Raw genomic sequence first — 16,269 nt, 5'->3', positions numbered from 1 at the left:
GGGCCGGTCATCGGGCGGTGTCCTCGGAACCGGCGGCGGCCGGGCCGGGGCTACGGGGGGTGCCGAACGCGCCGGCGGCGGTCAACTCGGCCAGGGTCTGCGGGTCGAGCCCGAGGATGTCGCCGGTGACGGTGGCGAAGTCCTCGTTGCGTTGCGGCGCGCGGCGGTACGCGGGCGGTTCGGCGCCGACCCGCACCGGGCTGGCGAGCTGCGCCACGGTGCCGAACCGGGGGTGTTCGGTGGTGACCACGAGGTCCCGGGCGGCGGTGTGCTCCTCGGCCAGCGCCGCCGGCACGTCGTTGATCGGCCCGCAGGGGATCGCGGCAGCGTACAGCTGGGTCAGCCACTCCTCGACGGTGCGCTGCCGGAAGATCTGCTCCAGTTCGGCGAGCAGCTCGTCGCGGTTGTCGCGGCGGGTGCCGAAGGTCCCGTACGGCGATCCGGCGGCGGCCCATTCGGGGTGGCCGACGACGTCGGCGAGCCGGGTCCAGAACTTCTCCTTGGCACAGCCGACCACCATCCAGCCATCCTTGGCCTGGAAGACCTGGAACGGCACCAGCGACGGGTGCGCCGAGTGGTGGGTGCGGGCCGGCTGGAAGCCGGCGTTGAGATGCCAGGTGGCCGGGTAGGTGAGCATCGAGATCGCGGTGTCGTAGAGACTGACGTCGCAGTCCATGCCGACGCCGTCGCGGCGGGCGGCGTGCACCCCGGCGAGCAGCGAGATGGCGGCGACGAACCCGCCGGAGTAGTCGACCAGGGACAGTCCGGACTTGGTCGGTGGTCCGTCGGGTTCACCGGTGAGCTCCATCCAGCCGGCGAGTCCCTGCAGGATGTAGTCGTAGCCGGGTTCGGCCCGACGCGGGCCGGTCATCCCGAAGCCGGTCAGCGAGACGCAGACGATCCGCGGGTTGATGTGCTTGAGGTCGTCGTAGCGAATTCGCATCTTCTCCGGCACGTCGCCACGCAGGTTGGAGTAGACGACGTCGGCGACGGCGACGAGCTTCTCGAACACCTCGCGGCCGGCGTCGGTGGTCAGGTCCAGTGACAGGCTGCGTTTGTTGCGGTTGAACGTCTCGAAGAACAGCGAGTCCTCGTCCTCGGCGTACGGCGGCACGTAGCGGCCGACGTCGCCGCCGGCCCGTGGATCCTCGATCTTGATCACTTCGGCGCCGAGGTCGGCCAGGTGTACGGTGCCGAACGGGCCGGCGCCGTACTGCTCCACGGCGATGATCCGGATGTCGGCCAGCGGCGTCATGCTGCGGCTCCCGTCAGCTCGGCGATCAGCGCGATGATCTCGTCCTGGGCGGCTCGGGTCTCGGCGGCGGGCAGCCCGTGGGTGGGTGGACTCAACTTGACCGAGTCGGCGATGCCCGCGTACCCGGCGATCCGCTCGGCAACCTCGGCGCGGTCACCCGCCAGGGTCAGCGTGTCGACCATCCGGTCGCTGACGGAGTCGGCGAGGTGGTCGGCGCCGGCGCCGGCCCGGAACGCGTCGATCACCTGTTGCTGGTCGTCGGCGAGGCCGTGGAAGGCGAAGAAGTCGGCGTAGGTGCGCACGGTGGCGTAGAAGCCGACCAGGCCGGCGGCGCGGCGGCGGGCCAACGCCCGGTCGTCGGCGACCGAGCAGCAGGCGGAGACGACGACGTCGAGGTCGGCGCGGGTCCGGCCGGCCCGGTCGATGCCGGCGGTCAGGTCGGGCAGGATCTGCCCGGCCAGGTACGCCGGAGAGCAGAGTTCGTGGCTGATCCAGCCATCGCCGATCTGCCCGGCCAGCCGGGTCATCAGCGGCCCCATCGCGGCCAGGTAGACCGGGATGCCGGCCGGCGGCACCGGGAACGGGCGTTCGTAGCCGCGGATGCGCATCGGCTCGTACTCGCCGTCGAGCATCATCGGTTCGCCGGTGGCGCAGTTGGCCCAGAAGTGCCGGATGTTGCGGACGGTCTCCCGCAGGTGGGCGACGGGTTTGCCGAAGTCGACGTGGTGCCAGTCCTCGTTGAGTCGCCGGACGCCGGAGCCGAGGCCGAGGATGAACCGTCCATCGGAGAGCTCGTCGAGGTCGAGCGCCTCCAAGGCGGTGATCATCGGGCTGCGGGTGAAGGCCAGCACGATCGAGGTGCCGATCCGGGCGGTCGTGGTGGTGCCGGCCAGCGCGGCGGCGGTGCCGGTTGCGCTACGGTGCAGTTCGGAGACCCAGAGCACCTCGGCGCCGGCCTGCTCGGCGCGACGGCCGGCGGCGGCGAGTTCGGCGAGGGTCTCTCCCCAGGGCTGGTAGGTCAGGCGCAGGCTCATCCGGTCGCCTCGTTCTCCAGCGACAGCGGGGTGGCGGCGGCCGGGAAGATTCCCTCGACCTGCTTGGCGCCACGCTTGTAGACGTAGAAGGTGCGTTTGAAGGCGCAGACCTGTGCGCCGTCCTGGTTGAGGGTGCGGGTGCGGACCGTCACGATCCCGGCGTACGGGCGGGACCCGGATTCACGCTTGTCGAGTACCAACGATTCACTGTAGAGGGTGTCGCCGGCGAACACCGGGTGCGGCAGGACGATCTCGTTCCAGCCGAGGTTGGCAAAGGCGTTCTGGGTGAGGTCGGTGACGCTCTGCCCGACCGCGATGGCCAGGGTCAGGGTGGAGACGACCAGTGGCCGCTCGAACTCCGACCGGGCGGCGTACTCGGTGTTGAAGTGCATCTGGCTGGTGTTCATCGTCAACAGGGTGAACCAGGTGTTGTCCGCCTCGGACACGGTGCGCCCGAGGGGATGCTGATAGACGTCGCCGACGCCAAAGTCTTCAAAGAAGCGTCCGGTCCACCCCTGCCGTACCGACATCGACCGATCCTCTCGCCCGCCCGTGAACTGCCACCAGCTTATTTGTCTGACTTTTACGAGTCAAGGGCCAGCAACTCAACCAGGCCAACGAAAACGCCCTGCTCAGCACGACAGCAGGGCGTAGTTCCGAAACATCAGGTATTTAGTTGTGAGTTTGTCTTCAGTGTCCGTCGTACGCCCGGCGGACGGTACCCAGGTGGGCCCGCATCGCCGCCTGCGCACCCTCGACATCACCGGCCTCGACATAGCCGCAGATCTCGGTGTGTTCGGCGTCGATCTGGCTCCAGTACTCCGCGGGCATGTCGCGGTCGGCGGTCCGCGCCTGCAGCACCCGGAAGACCGGCTCGGCCATCACCCCGAGCAGCTGGTTACCGGTCGCCTCGACCAGCACCCCGTGGAAGGTCCGGTGCTCACGGAACTTGCGGCCGCGGGCCCGGGTCGACTTCTCCCGCTCCACCGCTTGACGCATCAGCACCAGATGTTCGTCGGCGCGGCGCAGCGCGGCCAGCCCGGCCGCCGGCACCTCCAGGCACTCCCGCGCCTCCAGCAGGTTGTCCAACGTGATGTCCCGGGCCCCGGACATCAGCCCGAAGCTCATCTCCAGATACTCGCTCACCTGGTCGAACTGCACCCGGGCCACGAAGGTGCCGCCGGTGGTTCCCCGGGTGGTGCGGATCAGATCCTTGGACGCCAGCACCCGCAACGCCTCCCGTACCGTGCTACGGCTGACCCCGAAGATCTCCGACAGCTCGACCTCGGTCGGCAACCGGTCCCCCGCGGTCAGCGACCCGTCCAGGATCCGCTCCCGCAACTGGTCGGCGACCTGCTGGTACGCGGGTTGGACCCGGGTCACCCCGAGCACCCCAGGATCCCGGCGGTGCCCCGGGATCGCCTTTTCCGACCGGCTCGCCGGCTCGTGCGTCACGTCCTTGGCCATGGTCACTTCGGCTCCGCATCCTTTCGGACCCGCACACCGGAGTGCGGATTCGTCGCGAACCACCACGGTAGGGCATGGCGGACGCCGATCCGCGTCACTGTCGGCCATCCCCGGTCGAACGGGTGGTCCCGGCCAGCTCGCCGATCAGCGCCCGCGTTGCCGCCCGTTCCTCCGGGGTGCCGTAGAACTGGGCCGCGAAGGTGCTCGCCCCGGCCCGCGCATAGCGGTCGATCTCGGCCCGCACCTCGTCTGCGTCACCGACGATCGCCATCTGGTTGGCCCGCTGTAAACCTTCGCGGTCCAGCATCGCCCGGTAGGACGGCTTGTCGTCGTACCAGCCGAGCACCGGGTCGATCGCCGCGCGGGCCCGGGTCGGGTCGTCGGTGACGCAGACCGCGGCGGTCACCACGATCTCGGGGGCCGGCCGACCAGCCGTCCGCGCGGCGGCGGTGATCGCCGGTACGGTCAGCTCGGTCAGCGTGCGCGGGCCGACCATCCAGGTGATCGTGCCGGCGGCAAGGGCACCGGTCAGCTCCAGCATCTTCGGGCCCAGCGCGGAGACCATCACCGCCGGTGCCGGCGGGTCGCCGCTGATCGTCAGGTCACCCCGGGCGGTGATCACCTCACCGGTGTAGCGGACCCGCTGGGTCAGCGCGCCGGTCAGCGCGGTCAGGTACTCGCGCATGTAGCGCGCCGGCCGCTCGTAGGACATCCCCCAGCAGGGCTCGACCACCTGCGGGTGCGACGGCCCGACGCCGAGCACCAACCGGCCGCCGAGCAGCATGTTGGTGGTGAGCGCCTGCTGGGCCAGGGCCATCGGGTGACGCGGGTAGACCGGCACCACGGCGGTGCCGATCCGCAGCCGGCTCAGCTGCCGACCGTACGCGCCGATCACGGTCAGCGTGTCGTGCCCGAAGCCCTGCGTCAGCCAGTAGCTGGCGATCCCGTCGGCGTCGGCGGCCCGCAGGTCACGCTCGAGGTCGTCGAGCCGTTCGATGTGGCTGAAGATCCCGTAGTCCATCGTGCCCCTCAGTGCCGGAATTCCCGCATGGACTCGCCGCGCCGGGCGGTCGAGGCGTCGGAGCGGGCCAGCATCGCCAACCCGAACGCCTCGGCCGCGGACCGCTGCGCCTGCACCGCCGTCCACACCGTCTCCACCGTGGTGGTCAGCACGTCGAGCGGATGCTGGGCGATCTCGGTGGCGATGGCCAACGCCCGGTCCACCAGATCGGCGGGAGCGGTCACCTCGGTCACCAGACCGAGCTCCAGCGCCCGGCGGGCGTCGATGCGGTACGCGCGCCCGGTCAGCACCATCCGCATCAGCTCGCCGAGCGGCAGCCGCCCCAGCGCGCCGACCGCCTCGACCGGGTTGGCCAGGCCCACGTCGTGGTGGGTGTCGAAGAAGGTCGCCGTCTCGGTGCAGAGCACCACGTCGGCGTCGTTGACGAAGTGCCAACCACCGGCGCAGCAGTGCCCGTTGACCGCCGTCACCACCGGCTTGTAGACGCCCAGGTCGCGGGCGGTCAACGCGACCCGGCCGGCGTGGTCCAGCGACGGACTGGTGACCCCGGCGTCGAGGGTGTCGTCGACGTCGAAGCCGGTGCAGAAGCCGCGCTCGCCGGCTCCGGTCAGCACGGCGACGTGCAGGCCGTCGTCGGCACCGAACCAGCGCCAGGTACGCCGCAGTTCGTCGACCATCACCCGGTCGTAGGCGTTGAGCCGGTGCGGCCGGTCCAGGGTGACCAGCAGCACCCGCCCGTGCCGGGTCAGCGTGAGGGTGCTGGTCGACGGCGGTTTCACGGCTGCTCCGGGTTTGCCGCGCCGACGCCCGGCGCAGAATCGGACTCGGACTCCGGCTCGGGCTCGGGCAGTGGGCGCAGCAGGTAGGAACGCGTCATCCGCAGGACGGTCTCGTCCCGCTGGTTGCGTACGTCGTCGTGCACCACGCCCACGTACATCCGCCCGCCCGGGGTCGGCTCCAACCGCGTCACCTCGATACGCACGCGTAGCGTGTCACCGGCGGACACCGGCCCGGTGTAACGGATCTCGTCGATGCCGAGCGCGGCGTGGCAGTCCAGGCCGGCGGCGTACCAGGCGGCGTACATGGTGGTCGAGGTGAGCCCGGCGGCGAGCGCGATCAGGCACGGCCCGCCCAGGATCGGCCGGCCGAACCCGGTGCCGCGCATGTACTCGGCGTCGGTGTGCAGCGGGCCGTTCTCCCAGGAGACGTTGACGATCGCGGCGAAGTCTCCGTCGGTCAGCGTCCGGGCCGGGGTGAGCAGCACCGCCCCGGCCGCGAACGCGGTCGGCAGCCGGGGTCGCAGCGCGCCGGTCACGACGCACCCGGCCCGGCGAGTCGGGTGTGTGCCTCGTCGACGACGAGACCACCGTCGTCGGTGGCGGTCATCGTCGAGATGATCTCGTGGGTGAGTTCGCGGCTGACGTCGAACAGCCGGGGATCGTCGTAGCTGCGCGGCAACGGCACCTCGACGTCGACCACCCGGCGTACGGTCGACGGCCGGTTGGACATCAGCACCACCCGGTCGGAGAGCACCGCGGCCTCGAACACGTTGTGGGTGACGAAGACGAACGCCTTGCCCGCCGTCTGGGTACGCAGTTCCAGCAGCAGCTGACGCAGGCTGCGGGCGGTGAACTCGTCCAGCCCGCTGAACGGCTCGTCCATCAGCATCACCGGCGCGTCCAGCACGAACGCCCGGGCTAGCGCGGTGCGCTGCTGCATGCCGCCGGAGATCTGGTGCGGATAGTGGTTCTCGAAGCCGGCCAGTCCGACCCGACGCAGCACCGGCATCACCCGGTCGGACCACTGCGCCCGGTCCACCCCGGTCGCCTTCAGGGCGAACTCGACGTTCTGCCGGACTGTCTTCCAGGGCAGCAGCCGCGGCTCCTGGAACACGTAGCTGAACTGCACCCCCGGTGCCCCGCTGCGGATCTCGGCTGTGCCGGTGAAGTCGGTGTCCAGCCCGCTGAGCATGTTCAGCACGGTCGACTTGCCACAACCGGACGGTCCGACCAGCGCGACGAACTCGCCGTCGGCAATCTCCAGGTTCATCCGCTCGATGACCGTGATGAAGCCGTTGCGGGTGTGGAAGCCCTTGACCAGGTCGGATATGACGATCCGGGCGTCGGCGCTCATCGGGCCCCCTCCGGACGCCAGCGGAACAGCTTGGCCTCGATCGGTTTGAACACCGCCAACTCCAGCACCACCATCAGGATCGAGAAGAACAGCGTGAGTGCGAAGACCTGTTCCATCCGGAAGAGCTGGAACCAGTAGTTGAGCCGGTAGCCGATGCCGTCGGTGCGGCCGAGCAGCTCGGCGAGGACGACGACCTTCCACACGATGCCGAACCCGAACCGGGCCGAGGCCATCACCGCCGGCAGCACCTGGGGCAGGGTCACCTCCCGGGTACGCAGGCCCCGCGACGCACCGAGAGTGCGGGCCATCTGGCCGAGCCGGGGGTCGATCGCCTTGACCCCGGACCACATGTTGATCGCGATGATCGGAAAGGACGTCAGGGTGATCGCCACGACGGTGGCGGTGTCGTTGAGGCCGAACATGATGAACGCGACGATCACCCAGCAGAGGCTGGGGATGGTCTGGCCGACGGCGATCCAGATGTCCAGCAGCCCTTCGGCGATCCGGGACAGCCCCATCACCAGACCGACCAGCACACCGAGCACCATGGAGGCGGCGAAGCCGATCAGGATCCGGACCATGGTGACCTGCAGGTCGGTCCAGAAGACCGTCTCCTGCACGCTGGTCACCAACGCCGACGCGGTGGTCCACGGGGTCGGCAGGATCCGCTCACCGACGGCCAGTGAACCCAGCCACCAGATGACGATCAGCATGAACACGGAGGCGATCCGCAGCGAGACGCCGTGCCGCAGGAAGCGGTGGGCACCACCGCGCCCACCGCCACCGCGGCCACCCGCCGCGCCACGATCCGCCGCTCCGGCCGTCGCTTGCGCCGGCTGGGTGGTTTCGGACAGGGTCATCGTGCGTCTCCTCGCGAGGCGGGGGGTGGTCGACGTCAGACGAACAGCCCGTCGGGCACCTCGGGCAGGAACTCCGGCTCACCGTTGTCGCTCAGGAAGGTGAGCAGCTCGGCGGCCTGCTGCTTCTCCTGCTCGCCCCACTGCTCGACGAGCCGGCCGCGCTGGTTCTCCCAGATGACGTCGAGCACTGCCTGGTCGTCGATCTCGTACAACTCCCGCAGGGCGCTGTCCCACAGCGACTGGTCGCCGTTGAACCGGGTCTGGTACTCGAGGTTCACGTCGACGAAGGCCTGCACGGCCTCCTGGTTGGCGTCGATGAAGTCGGTGGCGAAGTCCCAGCCGGCGGTGAACGCCTGCAGCCCGGTGGCCTCCTCCAGCAGCACGCCGAGGTCGCCCAGCGACCGGTACTCGCCGCTGACCACCCGGTCCGCACCGGCCGGGTCGATCACCAGTGCCATGTCCACGTCGCCCTGGCCGAGCAGTTCGGCCATCAGGTTCGGGGCGCCGTACTGCACCTCGCAGTCGGTGGTGGGGTTGAAGCCGTGGTATTCGCGGCAGAGTGCGAAGAACTGGTTGGTGGAGGAACCGATCGCACTGCCGAACAGACCAAGCTTGCGCCCACGCAGGTCACCGAGGGACTGGATGTCGCTGTCGGCGCGCACCAGGATGCCGTTGGTGGTGCGCTGCAGCGCGCAGACGACCTTGCGGTCGACGCCGGTGGCGACCAGGTTGGCGGTGGACGGGATGCCGCCGAGGCCACCGTCGACCTCGTTGGCCCGGTACGCGGTGTAGACGGCGGCCGCCTCGGCGTACTCCTCGTACTGGATGTCGAGGCCGGCGGCCTCGAAGGCACCGTCGGACATGGCGAGCTTGAACGCGGCGAGCGCCGAGGCCGGTAGTCCGGCGAGTCGGATCGTGGTGAGGTCGCCGTCGGCGGCGCCGGTGGAACCGGAGTCGGAGTCGTCGCTGCCGCAGGCGGTCAGCAGTACGCCGCCCATGAACGCGCCGCCGAGACCGGCGAGCACGGAGCGACGGGAGAGGGCGACACCGGAACTATTGAAGTGGGACACGATGGCCTCCTGATCACGAAGTCCGTGCGGTCGACAGGTGAGCCGCGAGCCGCATCGGGACCTTGGTGCGGATGACACTAACGGCCTCTGACCAGCCAGTCCACTAAAAGTCAGAGTTTTACCGTACTGACACAATCTCCACCGCTGGCAGCAGCGCAACAAGCGGGCAGCGCCGCGTTTCAATACGGGTACAGCGACGAAAACCGTCCCACCCACATTGGTCAGACATTGGAAGAGAAGGCGCCTACAATCAACCCTTACCAGGTTGACTGACGTACTCGTCGCGGATCGTCCGCTTGAGGATCTTCCCGCTCGGGTTGCGCGGCAACTGGTCGACCACGTGCCATTCCCGGGGAACCTTGTACCGCGCCACGTGCTCCCGTACGTAGCCATCCAGCGTGGAGACGTCGATCTGCTGGCCGGCACGGCTCACCACGAACGCGGCGATCCGCTCGCCGTACACCTCGTCCGGAACGCCGACCACCGCGACCTCGTCCACCGGCCCGTGCCGCGCGATGACCTCCTCGATCTCGCGGGGGAAGATGTTCACCCCACCCGCGATGATCATGTCCTTCTTCCGGTCGACGATCGAGATGAAGCCTTCCTCGTCACGGACCGCGATGTCGCCGACCGAGAAGAAGCCGTCGGCGTCGTACCCGGCCCGGGTCGCCTCCTCGTCGTTGAGATAGCCGGTCAGCAGCAGCGGCGAACGCGCGTACAGCTCGCCGGGCTCACCCGGGCCGACCTGCGCCCCGTCCTCGTCGACCAGCCGTACCTCGTTCCAGAACCACGGATGACCCACGCTGCCCGCCCGGTCCAGCGCGAACTCCGGCCGCAGGTTGGTCACGATCGAGCACTCCGTCGACCCGTAGAGCTCGTGCACCTCCACGCCGGGAAACGCCTCGATCACCCACTCCTTGAGCGCGACCGGCAACGCGGCGGCGTTGAAGTAGAGGGTCTTCAGCGCCGACAGGTCGTAGCGGGCCGCCGGCTCCGGACAGAACCGGCGGATGTGCTGGGCGTGGGTGGGCACCAGGAAGACCGTCTCCGCCCGGCTGCTCACCATCAGGTCGAGCAGCCGCTGCGGATCCCAGCTCGGCAGTACCGTGCAGGAGCCGCCGAGCATCGGTGCCGCGTACGCGAACTCGAAGCCGGCGCCGTGGTACATCGGCGCCACCGCGATCGTGCTGCGGTTCGGGCCCAGCCCGTAGTCCAGCCCCACCCCGAACGCGGTCAGCACCCGGCCCCGGTGGGTGAGCAGCACCCCCTTGGGTCGCCCGGTGGTGCCGGAGGTGTACGTGACACAGAACGGATCCAGCTCGTCGACCGGCACCTGCGGGTCGACCGCCCGCCCACCGTCGAGGAACGTCCCGTAGTGCTCGCCCACCCCGCCGTCGAAGCTGAGCACCAGCCGTAGCCCGTCGAGCAGCCCGTCGACCCGGTCGGCGAGGTCGTCGGCGACGATGATCCCCTGGACGGCCGAGTGGGCCAGGATGTACGCGTTGTCGGTCACGTTGTTGCGCGGGTTCAGCGGCACCGTCGGGATACCGGCCTTGGCCATCGCCGCGGAGATCTCGAAGTACTCGTACCGGTTGTTGCTCAGCACCGCGATCCGCTCCCCGGGCGCCAACCCCCGGTCCAGGGTCGCACTGGCCAGCTGGCTCGACCGCTGGTGCAGGGCACCGAAGGTGACCTCACGGTCGCCGTCGACCACCGCGATCCGGCGTGGCGTGGCGCGGCCGAACTCCCGGATCCCGGCCGCCATGTTGAGCTGCACACCCGTCACCTTGGGTCCGCCTTTCCCGATTCGTTCATCAGCATGACGGCTTCGGCCTCGGCCACGGGCGCACCGTCGGCGTCGACGGCGGTCCACCGCAGCTCGGCCACGACCTTGCCGCTGGAGGTGCTCCGGCTGGCGAGGCGCTCGATCCGCACCCGCAGCGTGGCGCCGGCCCGGACCAGCTGATGGAACCGCATCCGGCGCAGCTCCAGCAGCGCGATCGCGTCGTCGAGCTGGCCGGACTGCTCGGCCAGGCCGCCCATCAGCAGCAGCACCGCCTGGCCGGGCAGCGGCGGGCCACCGCCACTGCCCGGGTCCGGCGGGTTGAACAGCGGATGGGTGTAGCCGCCCCGACTGATCAGGGTGTCGACCAGCTCCGCGGTGACGGTGACCGACGGCGGATCCGCCGACGGCGAGGGCGGGGCCGGCGGTTCAGGCAAGGCCGCGGACATCGACGTCCCCCCAGACCGGCTCGCGCTTGTCGACGAACGCCCGGTAGCCCTCGGCCACCTCGGGCACCTCCTCGTGCAGCCGGGAGAACATCTCGCGCTCGTAGCGCAGGCCCTCCTCCAGCGTCATGGTGTGCACCGAGTTGAGCAGCCGCTTGGTGATCGCCATCGCCGGGCGGGACCGGCCGCGCAGCGACGACAGCAGCTTGCCGACCTCGTCGTCCAGCTGCGCCCGGGGTGCGCTGGCCAGCGCGACACCCCACTGCACCAGCTCCGGCCCGCGCAGCCACAGCGGGGTGAGCATCAGCGCCTTGGCCCGCTGGTCGCCGAGCTTGCGCGGCGCACGCTGGCTGGAGCCGGCACCGGGCGGCATGCCGAACTCCAGGTGGATGTCGCCGACCTTCGCCTCGTCGGCGGCGATCACGAAATCACAGGCCAGGATCAGCTCGAAGCCACCGGCGCGGGCGAGGCCGTTGACCCGGGCGACGACCGGTACGCCGAGCTGCTCGATGCGACGCAGTACCGCATGGTACGAGCGCAGGAACGGCAGGAAGATCCGCTGTGGGTCGTCGAAGCAGGATTCCAGGAAGTCGATGTCCATCCCGACGCTGAACGCCCGGTCCCCCACTCCGGTGATCACCACGGCCCGCAGGGTGTGATCGACCTCGGCGGCGGCCAGGGCGGCGTCCAGTCCGGCGATCGCCGCCGGCGTCAGGCTGTTCATCGTCTCCGGGCCGTCGAGGACGATCGTCATCACCTGGTCGTCGGTGGCGAACCGTACGTCGGTCACGCCGTCGCCTCCCCGATCTTGACGAACAGCTCGACGTCGGTGTCGGCGACGATGGGCGGCGGCGTGGCACCGGCCGGCAGGTGTATCAGCGAGCAGGCGGTCAGCGGCTGCCCCGCGACCGTCAGGGTCCCCGTGGTGGTGACGAGGAACCGTTCCCGGTCGACCGGCTGCGGCGTACCGGTGTAGCCGGCCGGCAGCCGGACCAGCGCACTGCACGCCCCGGTGACCACGTTGCGGCTCAGCGGCCGGCCCACCGGTGTCGGTCCGGTGTCGGGCGACGGCAGCCCGACCACCTCGGCGTCGACACCCGACCACCGGGCGGTCAACGGTGCCCAGGGCAGCTGCCGCGACTCGACCCGCCGCAGGTAGCCGCGCGGGCCGACGTCGTCGGCCGCCCCGGCTGCCCCGTTTGCCCGGGCCCGCACGCCGGCCTGGTCGTCCGGGCAGACCACCCGGGTCACCCGGTCACTGCCCTCGGTGGCGACCGCGCCCTCCATGCACAGGATCGCGGTGAAGCCCTCGTCGCTGCTGGCCTTGTGCACCCAGCCCGGCGGACGCCAGAAGTAGTCGCCGGCGATCAGCCGTCCCTCGGCGCTGAGGTCGACCACACCGTCGAGGAAGTACGCCTCCTCCACGCTGTCGTGGTAGGCCTCGCTGAGATCGCGGTAGCCGGCGACGGCCCGGATGTGGTCGATCCTGCGGGTGGTGTCCCGGTCCAGCCACAGCGACCGCATCCAGTACCGGGACAGCAGTTCACGCACCTGGTCGGGGTCGCCGCCGAAGTTGTCGCGGAAGGCGGGCTCCATCGAGTCGTAGACCTGCTCGCCGTTGACCCACGGCACGTTCCCGGCGTCGACGATCGTGACTGTCATCGGTGCACCTCCACCTCCCGCCACTGGCGGCGAGTACGCCCAGTGCCTCAACCTAATATGTCTGACGTTAGGCGTAAAGACACTGGACAACAGTCCTTGACGCCAACACTGTTTCCGCCGTGTAACCTCGTCGCCCGCCGAGCAAGCAGCAGTTCCAGGCCACACTCTGCAGGTGGGAACCCTCGTCTGGCAAGACCTTGACAGCCTCGGACCTCATTCATCAGACTTTTGTCCGGAAGGCGGTGGCCGGTGTCGACCTCTGCGCTGGAGGAAACCCCACGACGTCCGTCGGCGAGGATGGCTGCCGCCTCCGGCGCGCTGATCCTCGTCGCCGTGCTGGGCAGTTTCGCCGCCACCCCGCTGTTCGCGATCTACGCGGACCGGTGGCAGCTGACGCCGGCGCAGGTCGCCGTCGCGTTCGCCGGCTATCCCGTCGGGGTGATCCTGGTCGTGACGCTACTGGGCGGTCTGTCCGATCTGGTCGGTCGACGGGCGGTGATGTTCGGCGGGGTCGCGCTGGTCCTGGCGGCGTGCCTGGTGACCGCGACCGCGGCGTCGCTGCCGGCGCTGGTCGCCGGGCGGGTGGTGCAGGGCATGGCGACCGGGATGGTCAGCGCCACCACCGCCGCCGCGCTGCTGGACTTCCATCCTCGCGGCACCCGTGCGGGGAGCCTGACCCACTCGGTCTGCACCACCCTCGGCATGGGCCTGGCACCGCTGATGTCCGGGTTGCTGGCCGACCACACCCGCTACCCGCTGGTGCTGCCGTTCGTCGTCATCGGCGTGGCCGCCCTGGTGCCGTTGATCCTGCTGGTCCGCACCCCGGCCGACCGTCGGACGACGCGACGGATCCGGCTGGTCCGGCCGGTCCGGGTCCCCCGCGCCATCCTGCTGCCGTTCAGCGTCGCCACCTGCTCACTGATGACCCTCAACGGGTGCATGGCCCTGTTCGGCACCTTCGGCTCGCGGATCCTCGCCGAAGGTGCCGGCGTCACCGCCGCCGGCGGCACCGGCGGACTGCTCACCCTGCTGATCGGTATGACGCTGCTGTCCCAGTTGCTGTTCAACCGACTCGACTCGACCCGGTCGATCTGCCTGGGCGTAGTGGCGATCACCGGTGGCGCCGGGGCCACCGCGCTGGCCCTGCATCTTCAGGACCCGGCGGCCACCGTCACCGGCGCGGTGCTGGTCGGCTTCGGGGGCGGGCTGACGCTGCTCGGCGCCACCCGACTGATCGGCGAGTCGGCACCGACGCACCGGCGGGCGGAGATCTACGCGGCGTGGATGGTGGCCGCCTTCACCACGCTCGGCGGCAGCGCACTGCTCAGCGGCGCGGCGCTGACCGGCACCTCGCTGTCAGCGGTGCTGACCGTCGCGACCGGGATCATCGCCCTGCTCAGCACGTACACGCTGGGTGCCGCCGCCCTGGACGCCCGCCGCCGCCGTCGGCGGTGAAGGGCCGCGCGGCCGCCGGTCAGTCGCCGTCGCGCCCGCCGGGTCAGTCGCCGTCGCGCCCGCCGGGTCAGTCGCCGTCGCGCCCGCCGGGTCAGTCGCCGTCGCGGGCGGCAGCGTCACCGACGTCACTGGCGTCGTCATCGGCCAGGGCGGCGATGTCGCCGACCGCGTCGGCCATGCCGGTCCGCAGGTCGTCCAGCACACTGGCGACGGAGCGCACCCGGTCGACCAGGCCCACCGCCTGGCCCGCCGCCGAACCCATCACCGGGGTCACCTGATGCTCGAACGAGCTGACGACGGCGTCACGGGCGAGGAGCTGCTGCACCGGTGAGGCCAGCGGCGCCGGCGCCGGCGGCTGCTGCCAGGCCCGGGTCCACGCGGTGGTCAGCTGTCGGGTCGGCTTACCGGTGTACGACGTGGTCTTCGCGGTGTCGGTCGCCGCCGCCGTCACGATCTTGTCCTTGACCACCGGGTCGAGATCGCTCTCGGCGGTGGAGAGCCAGATGGAGCCGGTCCACACCGCCTGCGCGCCCAGTGCCAGTGCGGCGACCACCTGACGGCCGGTGGCGATGCCGCCGGCGGCGACCACCGGCACCTCACCGGCGGCCGCCACGACCTGCGGCACCAGCACCATCGTGGTGGTCTCGCCGGTGTGTCCGGCCGCCTCGTAGCCCTGGGCGACGATCACGTCGACGCCGGCGGCCAGCTGATGACGGACGTGTCGCTGGTCGCCGACCAGGCCGGCGACCAGCATGTCGCGCCGGGTCGCGACGGCCCGCACCGCGGCGGGCGGCGGCCCGAGGGCGCTGGCCACCAGCCGGACCGGGTGGGCCTGGACGACCTCCCACAACGCGTACGCGTTCGCGTGGGTCATCAGATGGTCGATCTCGGTCGGCATCCCACCCAGCCGGGTCCGCCCGGGTGCGCTGCGCCGCTGCGGGATGCCCAGCCGGGTCCGCAACCCGGCGACGAACTCCTGATGCCCGGCCGGGATCTGGGCGAGCAGGTCCGCCGGGTCGTCACCGGCCGTCGTGGCGGGAAAGAGCAGATCGACACCGTACGGCGTACGCCCGCACTCCCGGTCGAGCCAGGCGAGATCCTGCTCGAGATCCTCCGGGGACATCGAGGCCGCGCCGAGCACCCCGAGTCCACCACCCCGGCTCACCGCCGCCACCACGTCCCGGCAGTGGCTGAAAGCGATCACCGGCAGGTCGATGCCGACCCGCCGACACAGCGGCGTCACGACGCCGAGGCCGAGGTGACGGCGCAGACCTCGCAGCCGTCGGCGTCGACCGAACAACTGGCCCCGGCCGTCGCGTCCACACCCAGGTAGGCGTCTACCAGGGCGGTGACCGCGCCGAGCCGGCCGGTCCGCGCTGGCGCACCGGTGGCGGCGAGCGCGGCGGCGTGCCCGGCCCGCAGGCCGACGACGGACGGGTCGAGGATCTCGATCCCGGTCCGGTGCCCGACCTCCTCGACGACCGGGGTCATGCAGGTGCAGCCGAAGAAGATCAGGTCGGTGCCATCGGCGTCGGCGGCCCGCAGGCACGCCTCGGTGATGGCGGCGACCACGTCGGTCTCGCCCCGACCCATCCGGGCCTTGACCCCGCTGTCGGTGCCGACCAGGTCGAGCTCGGTCTCGTCGGAGAGGTAGTGCACGCCGGCGGCGAGCTCGCCACCGGGGCAGGTGGCCAGTCGTTGCGCGTAGAGGTAGTCCATCGAGGCCGGCCAGACGGTGACGATGCTGAACCGCCGACCGAGTGCGGCGGCCCAGGCCAGTGTCGCCTCGCCGGCACCGACGATCGGCACCGTGGTGGCCGCCCGCAGCCGGTCCACGCCGTAGTCGCCGAACGTGTCGATGTAGACGGCGTCGCAGCCGGCGGCGATCGCCGCCTCGGCGACGTCGACCGTGCCGACCTCGGTGAGCAGGTGTTCGTAGGGGGTACGGGCGAACCGCCGCAGGCGCGGGTCGAGCAGTTCGGTGACGAGTCCAGGTGGATCGGGCAGGACCGGGGCCCGTTTCGCGTCGGAGTTGATGACCGCCAGTCGTCGCAGCTCGCTCATGTCGACCTCCCGGCAAAAG

At 70.6% G+C, this 16,269-nt stretch carries 17 protein-coding genes; 1 reads left to right on the top strand and 16 read right to left on the bottom strand.

Going from position 1 to position 16,269, the window contains the following annotated elements; all coding sequences use genetic code 11:
• Positions 1 to 7: 7 nt before the first annotated feature.
• From O7610_RS03360 to O7610_RS03295, 14 genes are all read right to left on the bottom strand, one after another.
• The gene (locus tag O7610_RS03360) at positions 8 to 1,255 is read right to left on the bottom strand and encodes a CaiB/BaiF CoA transferase family protein (RefSeq protein ID WP_281554292.1); all 1,248 of its coding nucleotides are present in this window, start codon (positions 1,253 to 1,255) and stop codon (positions 8 to 10) included.
• Positions 1,252 to 2,289, bottom strand: a complete 1,038-nt coding sequence (locus O7610_RS03355; RefSeq protein WP_281554291.1) for an LLM class flavin-dependent oxidoreductase — start codon at positions 2,287 to 2,289, stop codon at positions 1,252 to 1,254. The genes O7610_RS03360 and O7610_RS03355 overlap by 4 nt, the downstream gene beginning before the upstream one ends.
• Positions 2,286 to 2,819 carry a MaoC family dehydratase gene (locus O7610_RS03350; RefSeq protein ID WP_281554290.1) on the bottom strand — a complete coding sequence of 178 codons (534 nt, stop codon included), beginning with the start codon at positions 2,817 to 2,819 and terminating at the stop codon, positions 2,286 to 2,288. The genes O7610_RS03355 and O7610_RS03350 overlap by 4 nt, the downstream gene beginning before the upstream one ends.
• A 160-nt stretch (positions 2,820 to 2,979) precedes the next feature.
• On the bottom strand, positions 2,980 to 3,756 hold the full coding sequence (locus O7610_RS03345; RefSeq protein ID WP_281555537.1) for a FadR/GntR family transcriptional regulator: 777 nt from the start codon (positions 3,754 to 3,756) through the stop codon (positions 2,980 to 2,982).
• 94 nt (positions 3,757 to 3,850) lie between these two features.
• Positions 3,851 to 4,777: a TIGR03564 family F420-dependent LLM class oxidoreductase gene (locus O7610_RS03340; RefSeq protein ID WP_281554289.1), complete on the bottom strand. Its 927-nt coding sequence runs from the start codon at positions 4,775 to 4,777 to the stop codon at positions 3,851 to 3,853.
• 8 nt (positions 4,778 to 4,785) lie between these two features.
• Positions 4,786 to 5,556: an enoyl-CoA hydratase/isomerase family protein gene (locus O7610_RS03335; RefSeq protein ID WP_281554288.1), complete on the bottom strand. Its 771-nt coding sequence runs from the start codon at positions 5,554 to 5,556 to the stop codon at positions 4,786 to 4,788.
• The gene (locus O7610_RS03330; protein ID WP_281554287.1) at positions 5,553 to 6,092 is read right to left on the bottom strand and encodes a MaoC/PaaZ C-terminal domain-containing protein; all 540 of its coding nucleotides are present in this window, start codon (positions 6,090 to 6,092) and stop codon (positions 5,553 to 5,555) included. Before O7610_RS03330 ends, O7610_RS03335 begins: the two co-directional genes overlap by 4 nt.
• Entirely contained in the window at positions 6,089 to 6,910 is an 822-nt protein-coding gene (locus O7610_RS03325; RefSeq protein ID WP_281554286.1) for an ABC transporter ATP-binding protein, read from the bottom strand. The genes O7610_RS03330 and O7610_RS03325 overlap by 4 nt, the downstream gene beginning before the upstream one ends.
• Complete coding sequence (locus O7610_RS03320) at positions 6,907 to 7,770, bottom strand: ABC transporter permease (RefSeq protein WP_281554285.1); 864 nt, start codon at positions 7,768 to 7,770, stop codon at positions 6,907 to 6,909. Before O7610_RS03320 ends, O7610_RS03325 begins: the two co-directional genes overlap by 4 nt.
• A 35-nt stretch (positions 7,771 to 7,805) precedes the next feature.
• Positions 7,806 to 8,840 (bottom strand): ABC transporter substrate-binding protein, encoded by a 1,035-nt coding sequence (locus O7610_RS03315; protein WP_281554284.1) that lies wholly within the window; start codon positions 8,838 to 8,840, stop codon positions 7,806 to 7,808.
• 250 nt (positions 8,841 to 9,090) lie between these two features.
• Complete coding sequence (locus O7610_RS03310) at positions 9,091 to 10,626, bottom strand: class I adenylate-forming enzyme family protein (protein WP_281554283.1); 1,536 nt, start codon at positions 10,624 to 10,626, stop codon at positions 9,091 to 9,093.
• Entirely contained in the window at positions 10,623 to 11,060 is a 438-nt protein-coding gene (locus tag O7610_RS03305) for a hypothetical protein (protein ID WP_281567382.1), read from the bottom strand. Before O7610_RS03305 ends, O7610_RS03310 begins: the two co-directional genes overlap by 4 nt.
• On the bottom strand, positions 11,053 to 11,859 hold the full coding sequence (locus tag O7610_RS03300) for an enoyl-CoA hydratase/isomerase family protein (protein ID WP_281554281.1): 807 nt from the start codon (positions 11,857 to 11,859) through the stop codon (positions 11,053 to 11,055). Before O7610_RS03300 ends, O7610_RS03305 begins: the two co-directional genes overlap by 8 nt.
• Positions 11,856 to 12,731 carry a cupin domain-containing protein gene (locus tag O7610_RS03295; protein WP_281554280.1) on the bottom strand — a complete coding sequence of 292 codons (876 nt, stop codon included), beginning with the start codon at positions 12,729 to 12,731 and terminating at the stop codon, positions 11,856 to 11,858. The genes O7610_RS03300 and O7610_RS03295 overlap by 4 nt, the downstream gene beginning before the upstream one ends.
• Positions 12,732 to 12,980: 249 nt before the next feature.
• On the opposite strand from O7610_RS03295, the gene O7610_RS03290 reads away from it, so the two are divergent.
• Positions 12,981 to 14,186, top strand: coding sequence for an MFS transporter (locus O7610_RS03290; protein WP_281554279.1), 1,206 nt, complete (start codon positions 12,981 to 12,983; stop codon positions 14,184 to 14,186).
• Between the two features lie 91 nt (positions 14,187 to 14,277).
• Here O7610_RS03290 and O7610_RS03285 read toward each other — a convergent pair whose 3' ends face one another.
• Together O7610_RS03285 and O7610_RS03280 are read right to left on the bottom strand one after the other, a co-directional pair.
• The gene (locus tag O7610_RS03285) at positions 14,278 to 15,429 is read right to left on the bottom strand and encodes an NAD(P)H-dependent flavin oxidoreductase (RefSeq protein WP_281554278.1); all 1,152 of its coding nucleotides are present in this window, start codon (positions 15,427 to 15,429) and stop codon (positions 14,278 to 14,280) included.
• The gene (locus O7610_RS03280; RefSeq protein WP_281554277.1) at positions 15,426 to 16,250 is read right to left on the bottom strand and encodes an aspartate/glutamate racemase family protein; all 825 of its coding nucleotides are present in this window, start codon (positions 16,248 to 16,250) and stop codon (positions 15,426 to 15,428) included. The genes O7610_RS03285 and O7610_RS03280 overlap by 4 nt, the downstream gene beginning before the upstream one ends.
• Between the last annotated feature and the right edge of the window lie 19 nt (positions 16,251 to 16,269).

This window comes from Solwaraspora sp. WMMA2065 (assembly GCF_030345075.1).
Lineage (GTDB): Bacteria > Actinomycetota > Actinomycetes > Mycobacteriales > Micromonosporaceae > Micromonospora_E.
The sequence above is the reverse complement of the archived record's forward strand: the minus strand, read 5'-3'. Positions and strand labels throughout refer to the sequence as shown.